At 35.8% G+C, this 13,995-nt stretch carries 11 protein-coding genes and 2 pseudogenes; 7 read left to right on the top strand and 6 right to left on the bottom strand.

The genetic code is table 11. The annotated features are described in order from the left end of the window. Window positions 1–29 precede the first annotated feature (29 nt). Both KI369_RS05440 and KI369_RS05435 read right to left on the bottom strand, forming a co-directional pair. Complete coding sequence (locus KI369_RS05440) at window positions 30–1,379, bottom strand: peptide MFS transporter (protein ID WP_212955296.1); 1,350 nt, start codon at window positions 1,377–1,379, stop codon at window positions 30–32. Between the two features lie 381 nt (window positions 1,380–1,760). Next, a complete protein-coding gene (locus KI369_RS05435; RefSeq protein WP_212955295.1) occupies window positions 1,761–2,726 on the bottom strand; it encodes an ABC transporter substrate-binding protein in 966 nt (321 codons plus the stop codon). A gap of 172 nt (window positions 2,727–2,898) precedes the next feature. Between KI369_RS05435 and KI369_RS05430 the strand changes: the two genes are divergently transcribed. The 3 genes from KI369_RS05430 to KI369_RS05420 are packed head-to-tail and all read left to right on the top strand — an operon-like array spanning window position 2,899 to window position 5,792. Beyond that, window positions 2,899–3,903 (top strand): FecCD family ABC transporter permease, encoded by a 1,005-nt coding sequence (locus KI369_RS05430; protein ID WP_212955294.1) that lies wholly within the window; start codon window positions 2,899–2,901, stop codon window positions 3,901–3,903. Next, window positions 3,900–4,958: a FecCD family ABC transporter permease gene (locus KI369_RS05425; protein ID WP_212955293.1), complete on the top strand. Its 1,059-nt coding sequence runs from the start codon at window positions 3,900–3,902 to the stop codon at window positions 4,956–4,958. The genes KI369_RS05430 and KI369_RS05425 overlap by 4 nt, the downstream gene beginning before the upstream one ends. A gap of 12 nt (window positions 4,959–4,970) precedes the next feature. After that, on the top strand, window positions 4,971–5,792 hold the full coding sequence (locus tag KI369_RS05420; protein ID WP_001167959.1) for an ABC transporter ATP-binding protein: 822 nt from the start codon (window positions 4,971–4,973) through the stop codon (window positions 5,790–5,792). Window positions 5,793–5,824: 32 nt separating this feature from the next. Here the strand turns inward: KI369_RS05420 and KI369_RS05415 are convergent. Next, window positions 5,825–6,145: pseudogene (locus KI369_RS05415) on the bottom strand (SAM-dependent methyltransferase); the annotation flags it as partial. 171 nt (window positions 6,146–6,316) lie between these two features. Here KI369_RS05415 and KI369_RS05410 point away from each other — a divergent pair. From KI369_RS05410 to KI369_RS05400, 3 genes are read left to right on the top strand one after another with little or no spacing between them, the layout of a single operon-like run. After that, complete coding sequence (locus KI369_RS05410; protein ID WP_000095906.1) at window positions 6,317–7,507, top strand: glycine C-acetyltransferase; 1,191 nt, start codon at window positions 6,317–6,319, stop codon at window positions 7,505–7,507. Window positions 7,508–7,551: 44 nt separating this feature from the next. Beyond that, on the top strand, window positions 7,552–8,517 hold the full coding sequence (locus KI369_RS05405; protein ID WP_000723139.1) for an L-threonine 3-dehydrogenase: 966 nt from the start codon (window positions 7,552–7,554) through the stop codon (window positions 8,515–8,517). 59 nt (window positions 8,518–8,576) lie between these two features. Next, on the top strand, window positions 8,577–8,999 hold the full coding sequence (locus tag KI369_RS05400) for an NUDIX hydrolase (protein ID WP_212955292.1): 423 nt from the start codon (window positions 8,577–8,579) through the stop codon (window positions 8,997–8,999). 38 nt (window positions 9,000–9,037) lie between these two features. On the opposite strand, the gene KI369_RS05395 is transcribed toward KI369_RS05400, so the two are convergent. The 3 genes from KI369_RS05395 to KI369_RS05385 all read right to left on the bottom strand — a co-directional run bounded on the left by KI369_RS05395 (window position 9,038) and on the right by KI369_RS05385 (window position 13,475). Then, window positions 9,038–10,921, bottom strand: coding sequence for a vWA domain-containing protein (locus KI369_RS05395; protein WP_212955291.1), 1,884 nt, complete (start codon window positions 10,919–10,921; stop codon window positions 9,038–9,040). A gap of 3 nt (window positions 10,922–10,924) precedes the next feature. After that, window positions 10,925–11,818, bottom strand: coding sequence for an ATP-binding protein (locus KI369_RS05390; protein WP_000892977.1), 894 nt, complete (start codon window positions 11,816–11,818; stop codon window positions 10,925–10,927). A gap of 127 nt (window positions 11,819–11,945) precedes the next feature. Further along, on the bottom strand, window positions 11,946–13,475 hold the full coding sequence (locus KI369_RS05385) for a cardiolipin synthase (protein WP_212955290.1): 1,530 nt from the start codon (window positions 13,473–13,475) through the stop codon (window positions 11,946–11,948). A 388-nt stretch (window positions 13,476–13,863) separates the two neighbouring features. Here KI369_RS05385 and KI369_RS29430 point away from each other — a divergent pair. Continuing rightward, a pseudogene (locus tag KI369_RS29430) lies at window positions 13,864–13,995 on the top strand (cobalt transporter); the annotation flags it as partial.

The raw sequence follows: 13,995 nt of genomic DNA, 5'->3' as shown, positions 1-13,995 counted from the left end.
TTCTAATTTTAGAAGCGTCTTTTTATTTCTTATTCCATCATATGTGCAATTTTCTTAGAGAACATAAGAAGTATTAATCCTAGCACGATTACGATAATACCGATGCTTGCGAATACTTCTAAGTATCCTAAAGATTGAGTGAAAGCAGCTAATTGTCCTGCTAATAAGTTTGCGAAGCCAGTACCAGCTAACCATACACCCATTAATAATGATGCTAATTTAAGAGGAGCGATTGCACTTACCATAGATAATCCGATTGGTGATAAGAATAATTCACCGATTGTATGGAACATGTAAGTGAAGATAATGAAGAATAAGTTTGCTTTCATTGCAATATTACCTTCATCGCTACCAGTTTTTAATACAGCTAAAGTTAGAACTAAATATCCAACCCCTAGTAAAATCATACCTAATGCCATTTTTGTTGGGATTTTTAAGTCACCATTTTTTGTTTTTGAAAGTTTAATCCATAATGCAGAAACCGGTAATGCTAGTAAGATAATGAACAATGGGTTTATAGATTGGAACCAAGGTGTTGGAATTGTAAATCCACCAATTGTACGATCCACGAACTTATCTGTGTAAAGTGTTAAAGAACTACCAGCTTGTTCAAATCCTGCCCAGAAGAATACAACGAAACAAGTTAAAATTAAAATTGCAGCTGTACGTTTTTTCTCTTGTGCTGTTAAAGGTTTTTTCTCAATTACTTTTGCATTTTTTTCTTTAGACTTTTTACCGACAACAGTTGTTCCGATTGATCCTAAGTAACGAGGTGCTAATGTATTAAATGCAATCTGACCAATGATCATACCGATACAAGCTGTTAAGAATCCGTATTTATAATCTGCGAAATAACCGCAAATGAATGGAGCGATAAAAGCTCCTAAGTTAATTCCCATGTAGAAGATAGTGAATGCACTATCACGACGAGAATCGTTGTCGCTATATAATTGACCTAATAAAGTCGAAATATTTGGTTTGAAGAATCCGTTACCAATAACTAATAATCCTAATCCTAAAAATAGTCCAGTTTTAGTGTTCATTGAAAATAGTACAAAGTTACCAAGTGCCATAATGATACCACCAATGGTAATGGCATGGCGTTTTGTAATGAAATGGTCAGTTAACCAACCACCGATAATTGGTGTGAAGTATACTAACATTGTGAAAATACCGTAAATTTGTACAGCAACTGCTTTATCAAATCCTAAACCGCCGCTTACTAAGCTCGTTGTTAAATAAAGAACTAATAAGCCACGCATTCCGTAATAACTAAATCTTTCCCATGCCTCTGTAAAGAACAACAAATATAATCCTGGTGGATGTTTTTTTGGTGATTGTTGCTCTCCAGCTTTGTCTAATTTTAAAGCTGCATCCATGTTTGTTTCCCCCTAATCCTGTATAACGGATATTTATGTAATAATTTTAATTCACAAAATATTTAGAAGTCAATAGAATTATATGGAAATAGAAAGAAAATTTCTGAAAAAGTTCTATTTTTCTTCGACCGTTATTGTATTTTGCCCTGAAAACGAGATGATAAGCGTTTTCAAATGTAATAATTGAATTCTAAAAGAACATAAAATAGTGATTAATCAGAAAATTTAGATTAAAATATTTATTCTGATATAGAGAAAATATATTCTATTTACTTTTATAATATAACATATTGGGAATAAAAATACAAAATGAAATAATGTGACATTTAAATGAATCGAAAAATAACCAGCTCCATAGGAGAGGAGCTGGTTAGAAAAATATTATTTAACGAAGCGTTTTTCGATATCATCTAATAGTAGGTTAGCAGCAATTACACCGCCAGCTGTATTCCAAATAACATCGTCGACTTTGTATGCTTTACCATTTTTCACTGCATTTAAATTTTTAAATAGTGGATCATTGATATATTCTTTTTCTAATTCAGAACCTTTTTTCTCGTTTCCTTTATCGAATGTGAAGTAGAATAATACGTCGCCATCCATTGCAGAAATACGTTCTTTAGATACGTTACGCTCTGCGAAGTCATCTTTATTTTGATCCCCAGGACGTTTAAATCCAAGTTCTTTTAAAATAACACCAGAGAATGTATCGCCGTGATAAATACGAACATCACCAGGCATGAAGCGAACCATAGAGATTTCTTGATTTATTTTATCGCCTAATTTAGCTTTTAAATCTTTCATACTTTTATCGTAATCAGCTAAAAGCTTTTGACCTTCTTTTTCTTTATTTAATGCTTTTGCATAAAATTTGAAGTTATCCTTCCATTCGCCACGAAGCGTTTCAGAGAACACAGTAGGTGCAATTGCTTTTAGTTGCTCATACACTTTTTCGTGACGCATTTTGTTACCGATAATTAAGTCTGGTTTTAAAGAAGCGATTGTTTCCACGTTCACTTGTCCTTCATCACCAACAACTTTTACATCTTTCATTTTATCTTTAATATGTGGATACCATGGATCACCAGTCCATGATTTTACAGCTCCAACTGGTTTCACACCTAGTTCAAGTAAAGCTTCAGTTCCTTCATTTGTTAAAATAACTACACGTTTTGGAGTAGCAGGAACTTCTGTTTTGCCCATTGCATGTTCCACCGTAATCATTTCTTTTTTCGTATCTTCTTTTGTTTCCTCTTTCGTATTTGATTTTCCACAAGCACTTAAAAGTAATGAAAAGGCTAGTAAAAATACAAATACTGTAAACGATTTCTTTCGCATGAAATCCATTATGTACCCCCTACATATTGAGAATTTTTTTCAATAGCAAGCATGATATTAAAACTTTGTTGCTCGGTTGTCAATACATATCGCTGAAAATGATTATCAGTTTTATTGACAATGCGAATTAAGTTGAAATAAACTAACAACGTATCATTATACATTGAAGGGGAAACGCTGCATGTTATTAAAAACAAATCGAGCAAAATGGATTGGATTATTTGTTGGAATCATTGCAGTCATTATTTGTATTTGGGGCAGTATTATTTTCGGATATACAAATACGAGTTGGAAATTAGCGTTGGATGCTTTTTTCCATTTTAATGGTTCCAATGAACATATTATTATTCAAAATGTGCGTCTTCCAAGGGCATTAATTGCAGCTAGTGTTGGAGCTAGTTTAGCCATTGCAGGTTGTCTTATGCAAACTTTAACGAAGAATCCACTTGCTTCTCCAGATTTTATTGGATTAAATTCAGGTGCTGCATTCTTCATAGTTGTAGCAATTGTTATCTTTTCCGTGACGTCATTATCAGCTTTCACGTGGATTGCCTTTTTAGGGGCAGCAATTGCAGCTGTGCTTGTATTTGCTTCTAGTTCTTTAGGAAAAGAAGGGACAACTCCTCTTAAGTTAACATTAGCAGGGGTCGCAATTAGTGCGTTATTTTCATCATTAACACAAGGATTACTTGTTTTAAATGAAAAGGCGCTTGAAGAAGTATTATTTTGGCTTGCCGGATCTGTGCAAGGAAGAAAGTTAGAAATTTTACAATCTGTATTCCCATATTTATTAATAGGTTGGATCGCATCTCTTATGATGGCAGGGAAAGTAAATACATTAATGATGGGGGAAGACGTTGCGAAAGGACTTGGACAAAGAACGATTTTAATGAAATCATTCGTACTACTTATTATTGTCCTGTTGTCTGGTGGGGCAGTTGCAGTTGCTGGTCCGATTGGATTTATTGGTATTATTACCCCACATTTTGCCAGGTTTCTTGTTGGGGTCGATCACAGATGGAGAGTACCATATAGCGGCTTGTTAGGTGCAATACTATTAATCTTAGCTGATATAGCAGCTAGGTATGTCATTATGCCACAAGAAGTACCAGTAGGGGTTATGACAGCATTTATCGGGGCACCATTCTTTATTTATATTGCACGTAAGAGAGGGCTTAGCAAATGAAGAAGTATATCCCGTTTCGTATAGGAAAAGACGGATTCTCGTTTTTAATGTATAAACGAGCTTGTATCGTCTTAGTGAGTTTACTAGTTGTTTTAATAGGATTATTTTTTGCGAGTGCAGGCATGGGGGATATGAAAATTGCTCCTTATGACGTATGGCAAGCTATTACTGGAAATGGTGATGCGATGTCAAATATGGTTGTAAATAAATTTCGTATGCCGCGTATTTTAATTGCCATCCTTGTAGGAATCGCACTTGCTGTAGCAGGGTGTATTTTACAAGGCCTCGTTCGAAATCCACTTGCTTCTCCGGATATCATCGGGATTACGGGCGGGGCAAGTGTTGCAGTTGTATTATTTTTAGCTATATTTAGTGATAAAAATAATGCGCTAACTGTAAGCATTCATTATATGCCGTTAGCCGCTTTTATTGGGGCAACGATTGTAGCACTTTTTGTATATTTATTTGCATGGAGAAATGACGGATTATCACCGATTAGTCTTGTTTTAATTGGTGTTGGCTTTTGGGCATTAACGAAAGCGGCAACGACTTTGTTTATGTTGTTAGCGCCAATTTATCAAGCGAGTCAAGCGAATGTATGGATTACAGGCACTGTTTACGGTTCTTCTTGGCAAAACGTCATGGTACTTGCGCCGTGGGTTATCATTTTAACGGTAATATCGTTTATAGCTGCTAGACATTTAAATGCGCAAGAGCTAGGGGATGATATTGCGGTAGGGCTTGGTGTTCCTTTAACGAAGTCTCGCATATTTATGTTATTACTTAGTACAGCTTTAATTGGTGGAGCAGTTGCCTTTGCTGGTGGAATTGGATTTGTCGGTTTAATGGCACCTCATATTTCACGAAGACTAGTTGGTTCTTTATACGGTGCATTACTCCCGGTTGCGGCTATTGTCGGTGCGATTTTAGTACTTGCTGCAGATTTAATTGGGCGTACAGTTTTCACCCCACTTGAAATTCCAGCAGGGGTATTTACATCAGCAATTGGTGCACCTTATTTTATTTATTTACTTTATAAAAGTCGGAATTCATAAAGGGAGATGAATATGCAAAAAGCATTGGAGACGAAACGCTTGACGTTGTCTTATGGTGAAACAATTATTATTGATGAGTTGAATTTAGAAATTCCAAAAGGTGAAATTACAATCTTTATCGGCTCTAACGGTTGCGGGAAATCAACTTTATTGCGTTCACTAGCTAGATTATTAAAACCAACAACTGGTGACATTTTGTTAGATAATCAAGCCATTCAAAGTATGCAAACGAAGCAAATCGCTCGTCAAATGGCAATTTTACCGCAAGGACCGCAAGCGCCAGAAGGGCTTACAGTATTGCAACTTGTAAAGCAAGGACGTTATCCGTATCAAACATGGCTGAAGCAATGGTCAGAAAAAGATGAGGAAATGGTACAGAAAGCACTTGCAGCAACAGGTATGACAGAATTTGCTGAGCGTGATGTGCATGCTCTTTCAGGTGGACAACGTCAACGTGCTTGGATTGCAATGACGCTTGCGCAAGATACAGATATTATTTTATTGGATGAGCCTACTACCTATTTAGATATGACTCACCAAATTGAAGTGCTAGATTTATTATTCGAATTAAATGAAACAGAACAAAGAACAATTGTTATGGTACTACATGATTTAAATTTAGCATGCCGTTATGCAGATAATATTGTAGCCATTCAAGATAAACAAATATATGCACAAGGTAAGCCAGAAGAAGTAGTAGATGAGAAACTAGTACGTGATGTATTCCGAATGGAATGTCAAATTAGTACGGATCCGTTATTTGGGACGCCACTTTGTATCCCACATGGAAAAGGAAGACGTGTACGTAAAGAAGTTGCTCATGCAATGAGATAAAGAAAAAGACGATGAGGAAATCATCGTCTTTTTTATTTTCGACAAGAGAATAAGAGAAAGAGGGGAATACGTAAACGACGTTCATATTCTTCCGCGCTTTGAAAATAGTTTTGATTTGGTGTAGCTTCTTTTAGGGATGTAATTGTAAAGCCTGCTTGTTGTAATAGTGTAAAATATTCTTCCGTTGTGCGGTGATATTTAATAACTTCTTGACCAATCCAAGGTTCAACGCGTTTTCCCGTTTTAAAATAATCATCGACGAGCCAGCTCGTTCTTTTCCCGCTCATTTGTAAGCTTTCAAATGAAGAAGTAATAACAGGGTGTTGAACGCTAAAAGTAAAGGTTCCAAATATGAAAAGTAAATGATAGATTTCTTGTAATGAATCGTATATAATCTAGAATTGTAAGCGGTTACTTTAAACTATTTTTCTATAATAAATTCTGAAAACGTGTTAAGCTAGTAGAGGGATTATTAGAACTATTAAGACAATAATTCGCTTACATGAACGATGGGAGGCTTCACGATGTCTAGTAAAACACTTGCGAAATTTTTAGAAGAAAATTTAGAGGATTTAAAATCAAAGGGGCTTTATAACGTAATTGATCCGCTTGAGAGTTCAAATGGACCGATTATTACAATTGGCGGAAAAGAATATATTAACTTATCTTCAAACAACTATCTTGGATTAGCGACAGATAGCCGTTTGCAAGAAGCTGCAATTGGTGCCATTCATAAGTACGGTGTTGGAGCAGGAGCTGTTCGTACAATTAACGGTACTTTAGATTTGCATATTAAATTGGAAGAAACAATTGCAAAGTTTAAACATACAGAAGCAGCGATTGCTTATCAATCAGGGTTTAACTGTAATATGGCAGCGATTTCAGCTGTTATGGATAAAAATGATGCGATTCTTTCAGATGAATTAAACCATGCTTCTATTATTGATGGTAGTCGTCTATCAAAAGCAAAAATTATTGTTTATAAACATTCTGATATGGAAGATTTACGCCAAAAAGCAATCGCGGCGAAAGAATCAGGGCTTTACAATAAATTAATGGTAATTACAGACGGTGTTTTCTCAATGGATGGAGATGTTGCAAAACTACCAGAAATTGTTGAGATTGCAGAAGAATTAGATTTAATGACATATGTAGATGATGCACATGGTTCAGGTGTACTTGGAAAAGGTGCAGGAACTGTAAAACATTTCGGTCTGTCTGACAAAGTTGATTTCCAAATTGGTACATTATCAAAAGCAATTGGGGTAATTGGTGGATATGTAGCAGGGAAACAAAACTTAATTGACTGGTTAAAAGTTCGTTCACGTCCATTCTTATTCTCTACAGCATTAACACCAGCTGATGCAGCTGCATGTATGCGATCAATTGAAATTTTAATGGAAAGCACAGAGTTACATGATCGTCTATGGGAAAATGGCCGCTATTTAAAACAAGGGTTAAAAGAACTTGGCTTTAACATTGGAGAAAGTGAAACGCCAATTACACCTTGTATTATTGGTGACGAAGTATTAACACAAGAATTTAGTAAACGTCTAAATGAAGAAGGCGTATATGCAAAATCTATCGTGTTCCCAACTGTAGCTAAAGGAACCGGACGCGTTCGTAATATGCCAACAGCAGCTCATACGAAAGAAATGTTAGATGAAGCAATTCGTAAGTATGAAAAAGTAGGGAAAGAAATGGGCATCATTTAAGTAAAGGCATCTTTTGAATAGCTTGCAAATGAGGAGTGGGGAAAATGAAAAAAATTCTAGTAACCGGTTCTTTAGGGCAAATTGGTTCTGAACTAGTAATGAAACTTCGTGATGTATACGGCGCATCAAATGTTATTGCAACAGATATTCGTGAAACAGATAGTGAAGTAGTAACATCTGGTCCATTTGAAACGTTAGATGTAACAGATGGACAAAAGCTACATGATATCGCAAAACGTAATGAAGTAGATACAATTATTCATTTAGCAGCTTTACTTTCAGCAACGGCGGAAAAAAATCCGTTATTTGCTTGGAATTTAAATATGGGCGGACTTGTAAATGCATTAGAAGCAGCTCGTGAATTAAACTGTAAGTTTTTCACGCCAAGTTCTATCGGTGCATTCGGTCCATCAACGCCGAAAGATAATACGCCACAAGATACAATTCAGCGTCCGACTACGATGTATGGGGTAAACAAAGTAGCAGGAGAATTATTATGTGATTATTATCATCAAAAGTTTGGCGTTGATACGCGTGGTGTACGTTTCCCAGGTTTAATTTCTTACGTAGCTCCTCCAGGAGGCGGAACAACTGACTATGCAGTTGAAATTTATTATGAGGCGATTAAAAAAGGCACATACACCTCATACATTGCAGAAGGAACATACATGGATATGATGTATATGCCAGATGCTTTACAAGCGATTATTTCATTAATGGAAGCTGATCCAAGTAAACTTGTGCATAGAAACGCGTTCAATATTACAGCAATGAGCTTTGAGCCAGAGCAAATCGCAGCATCCATTCGTAAACACATTCCGACGTTTACAATGGATTACGCTGTAGATCCTGCTCGTCAAACAATCGCTGATAGCTGGCCAAACTCAATTGATGCAACGGCAGCAATGAAAGAGTGGGGCTTTAAAGCAGAATACGATTTAGACAAAATGACAACGGACATGTTGGCTAAGTTAAAAAAAAAGCTCACAGCTGAGTTAGTGATGAATTGAGAGGAAGAGCCGATTCTTAGGAATTGGCTCTTCATTATTTTTGGAGGGAGAGAAGTCTCATGCAAAGAGTTGACGTCGTATATGCACTAATACATGATGAAGAAACGGATAAAGTATTAATGGTACATAATGCAGAACAAAACGTTTGGTCATTACCGGGCGGAGCTGTTGAAAAGGGTGAAACATTAGAGGAAGCTCTAGTAAGGGAGGTAAAAGAAGAGACAGGTGTAACTACTGTGGCAGGTGGACTTGTTGCGATCAATGAAAAATTCTTTGAAGAGGCAGGGAATCATGCGCTATTGTTTACATTCCGAGCAAATGTAGTAACAGGTGAACTTACTGCAGAAGATGAAGAAGAAATTTCTGCAATAGAGTGGGTGGATCGAACAATCGCAAATGAACGATTCCCATTCTACGATGGTGGATTCGAGGCATTATTAGAAGTATCCATTCCATACAAGTTTCAACCAGAAACAAAGTGATCGAAAGAAAAAACAGGAGCGACAACGCTCCTGTTTTTCTATTCAATCGTCTTCAGTAATAATTTTTTCAATAGTGGTTTAATCTTCAGACGTAAATCTTCAGCGTGATTTGCAACTAAGAAGTGATGGTTATAAATGTTCTTCATTAATTGATAAGTTGCTTCCTTCGCTTCACCTTCTTCGATGAAGATTCCGATTACTTCCATACCACTTTTCCGAGCAAGTTTGACAGCCTCATGCGTATCTAAAATACCATCTTGTTGATAGTCTAACGCAGAAGGTTCACCGTCTGTAAAGACAAGTAAGAATTTATGCTTTTCTGGTCTTTTTGCAAGTTTTTCAGAAACGATACGAATAATATATCCATCGCGGTTATCTTCTTCTTCGCGAAGCTGCATAATTTCGGGACCAACGTTTGGTAACGTTGAGTTTTTATACGTTACAACTTCATGGATAACGTTCGGCTTATCTTCAGGCTTAGCACTAGAAGCATCTTCCCAAAATCCGCTAATAGCGTGCGGGATTTTTAAAGATTTCAATGCTTCATGGAATAGGACCACACTCTTTTTCGTTTCTTCCATTTTGTTATACATAGAACCAGAGCAGTCCACTAGTAGTTGGAATGCAACGTCAAGTTCTTGTGATTCTTGTCCTTTTTTATAAAACATGCGCGGCTGCTTTTCAGTATAAATACGAAGGAATTTCTTACGAAGTCTTCCGTAATATTTATCACTATTTGCATTCGTTTTATTCTCAATCGTTTTTTCGATAATTTTTTTTAATTCTTTTACATCTTTATTAACGACTGATTTGATAGCTTGGTAATCTTTTTTCTCATCGGTATTTGCTTTGCGAGCTTCTTTAAATGTATGAGAAGCACCAACGTTATACTTACCGTATGCACCCTCGTTTTGGCTAGAAGCGTGTGAAGCTCTTGATTCTTCCGTATCAGCACCATCAAAGTTGGATTGTGTACTCTTTTGAGAAGTACCTTGTACAGAACCAAGTGCTTGGTCGCCATCTTCTGATTCACGAGCAGTATCGCCCATCATGTTTGTTTTTGTTCCGCTTTCTAATTCAAAGCGTAAAAAGTTCTCGTTTTCGTTATTTTTATTTTCACGATGCCATGTAGAGAAACTTTCATCCATTTTGTTTTTATTTTCATCGTCATCTATGAGCTGCGTATCATCATTTGCTAACTCTTCGACGCGACAGTTCTTTTCGTCTGCAATAACAGATAAGTAGAGCGGAGCATGTCCGAAATAATTGTTAAGCATATCACTTTCAAGAAGCTCCTCTAAACGATAGCGAATTTTCTCAACGATATACATAATATCTTCCGTATTACGAGCTTGGAATGTTTCATGCAGAATAGCTTCAATTTGCTCGAAATATTCATTATTAAACATTTCATATTTATCGCTCGTTAATGAAAGATAGCAGAGACAAAATAGACGATCACCGTGATAGTTACGAACACGATTGATTTCATTTTGTGAACCAAAGTAATTGCGATACATTTCTTTTCTTCTTTTAAAAATATGCTTTGTGCCAGGGCGTAAGTTTTTTACGATTTCCTCAACACGTAAATCTTCTAATAGAACAAATAATTGTGTTAAAAACTTTTTTAAGGGTGATTCTTGTAATTTAATCGCATAAGAACGAATTAAAGTCATGTCCGAGTAATGTTTATTACCAAGTGCTTTTAAAAACACTTCGCTTTTTAATCCGATTACTGTATCCTCTTCTTTTCGATCATCCCAAAAGTGACTAATGACAACCTTTTTTTCAATTTCGTCGTAGTATGCTTTATAGCCATACTCAAGGTAGGCATCGTCTTCTTTGAGAAGAGCATACATTAAGTTTTCCATTTGTAGAAACAGCGACGCATCAATTTTTTTGTCACTAAAAATTTGTCTCATAAATTATCCCTCAAAGAAATAACTTTCTGCTAATTCACGGACAGTCATTTGTTCTGTTTCATCGTTTAATTTTGCGATAATACTACGTTCAATTGCACGCATAACAGGAATATATACACCTAAATCACATGCATCGATAATGCCACGAATACTTGCTGCTTCTTCACTTACGCGGCCATCACGAGCTAAAGGCATAAGATCGCTTGCAAATGCAACGAACTTTTCGATTGTTGCAGTGTCTTTTAATTTTGATTCTGCTAATAATAGTTCTTTTAATGTATCACCTTGGATGTAAGGAACTTCAATAATAACGAAACGGTTTTTTAACGCTTCGTTTAGTTCACTTGTCCCAACGTAGCCTTCATTAATTGCTGCGATTACACGATACTCATCATCACCGTATACAACTTCTTGTGTAAATGGATTTGTAATCATTTTACGGTAATCTAATGCACCGTGAAGAAGTGGTAATGTTTCAGGTTTTGCCATATTGATTTCATCAATATATAGGAAATGGCCGTTCTTCATTGCTTTCATAAGAGGACCGTTAACGAATGTAACTTCAGATGCGCCATCTTTCGTTTGTAGTGTGTTGTATCCTAAAATACCTTCTACATCTAAATCGACAGAACAGTTAATGCTATGCATTGGTTTTTGGAATAAAGAAGAAAGAGTTTCAGCTAGTACTGTTTTACCACTACCAGTCGGTCCTTTTAATAGAATATTTTTGCCAAGAAGAAGTGCTGTAATGGCATCTTCGATAATGCTATTATCAGATGCTTTATATATTTTTGTACCGATTAAATGTGCATTTTCACCAGCTTCTTGTTTATTCTTTTCGTGAATTGTAGAAAGCTGCTGTTTTAAATCTGCATGTATATGAAATTGTTCTAACATGTATGTCCCACCTAACATTATTTTCATAAAGTAATACATCTTATGATAACTTGTTTTAATATGGTATGCAAAGAAAAGGAAGGAGGACAAATATAAAAGAAAAAGCAATCAATAGTACATTGATTGCTTACAGTAACGGAGAAATAAGTCTCATAAAAGACTCCAATATTCGTTTTTTGATACTTCTCTTTTGGAAAGCGTTCCATTTAATTTCAGTAGAATGCTTAAAGTCATCTTCAAAATCACGTTTAATATCATGAACAGTTTCTGATTCATACAGTACGCTAATAATTTCGTAATTCAATTCAAAGCTGCGTACGTCCATATTTGCTGTTCCAATTGTTGCAATTTTATCATCAACAAGTACAATTTTTGCATGCATAAAGCCATCTTTATAACTATAAATGGAGGCACCAGCTTTTAAAAGTGGAGTGAAGTAGGACTGAGATGCTTGATCACTAATAATACTATCACTTTTACCAGGATATAAAATGCGTACATCTATGCCCGATATTGCACTTAAACGTAATAATGTTAAAGTTTCTTGATCTGGAATAAAGTATGGTGTAGCAATCCAAATCGATTTTTTTGCAGATCCCATAACAGCTAATAATGTATTGCGAATGCTTTTATCATCTGAGCTTGGTCCGCTCGCTACAATTTGCACAGCACCTTCTGCATTTGAAATTTCTTTACCAGGGAAGTATTGTCTATTCATAAATGGATCCCAAGAATAAGTATTCAATCCACTAGATGCATAGAGCCAATCCTCTAGAAAGATTGCTTGTAATTTATATAGTGCTTTTCCTTCTATTTTTAAATGACTGTCACGCCAAACGGGAAATTTTTTTGAACGACCAAGATATTCATCACCGACGTTGAGTCCACCAGTAAAACCGATTTCTCCATCTACAATGACGATTTTACGGTGGTTACGATAATTGACGGTTTCAAGTAACCAAGCTGAAAAAATAGGATCAAATTCAACAATTTCAATTCCAGCTTCTTTCATAGGTTGTAAAAACCGTCTTCTTAACGTATTACTTCCGAGTCCATCATAAAGGAAGCGTACAATAACACCAGATTTTGCTTTTTTTATTAACGCATCCCGAACTTTTGTACCAATCTCATCAGATTTATAAATATAGTATTGAATATGTATGTGATGTTTTGCTTGCTCGATCGCTTGCAAAATTTCTGAGAATGTTTGATCTCCGTTTGTTAAAAGCTTTGTAGTTGTTCTATCTGCTGCAGGCCCGCCTCCAAATTTTTGTACGACTTCTGTTAAATGGACAGAGCGTTCACTTAATGGGACTTTGAGTGATAACTCTAGTCGTCTTCCTTCTAATATTTCACGGAATAACTTTCTTTGCTCTTCTGAACGATGGAGATGCTTTTTTCTTCTCCAACGGCTACGCCCAAAAATAGAGTATAAAAGTACACCTATAACGGGAAGAAGTGCTAATACTAAAAACCAGGCTAAGGTACTTTGAGGAGATCTATTTTCGATAAAAATAACGAATGAAATTCCTACAATTGTGATGGACCAGAGAACGCCGACAAATGTATATAACGAAATATAAGATGTATTTAATAGGAAAAGAACGATAGATACAATTGTAAATATTAATAGTAATTGGACGATAGGTTTCTTCATTTCTATATAATTCCTCTAATCTTTCTTAAATATAGACTTTTCATATAAGAAGGTACAATCCGACATTCTTATTATAAAGTGTTTTGTTTTTTTTACAAAATATAGACATTTTCCCCATGCTTTCCGCATTTGTCCTACATACAGTATATTGTTACGTTATTATCTTGCTATTTGCTAGTTAATAAACGTTGGCGGCGGGACAAAAAACTTGCCCTTTATATAGGAAAGGAAATAATCAGATCATAGGTTTGTGGCAGATGCATGATGAAGCCTAAGGTATGGTTATCCGTATTACGCGGATTCTTCTTATTATATAGGTTACCAATAAGGTCCGCACTATTCATATAATACCTATTAAGATGAGAAAATGGAAAAGGAGAGGGGATTAATGAATTATATAGAAAATAACGGATTGTATTATCGTCATAATCATGGAGGTCACCATCATAATGGAGGACATAACCACCATGGAGGACATCACCACCATGGTGGGCACAATCACCATGATCATCATCATCAC

It is taken from the genome of Bacillus sanguinis, from assembly GCF_018332475.1.
Lineage (GTDB): Bacteria > Bacillota > Bacilli > Bacillales > Bacillaceae_G > Bacillus_A > Bacillus_A sanguinis.
This window is presented reverse-complemented; position numbering and strand designations above follow the sequence as displayed.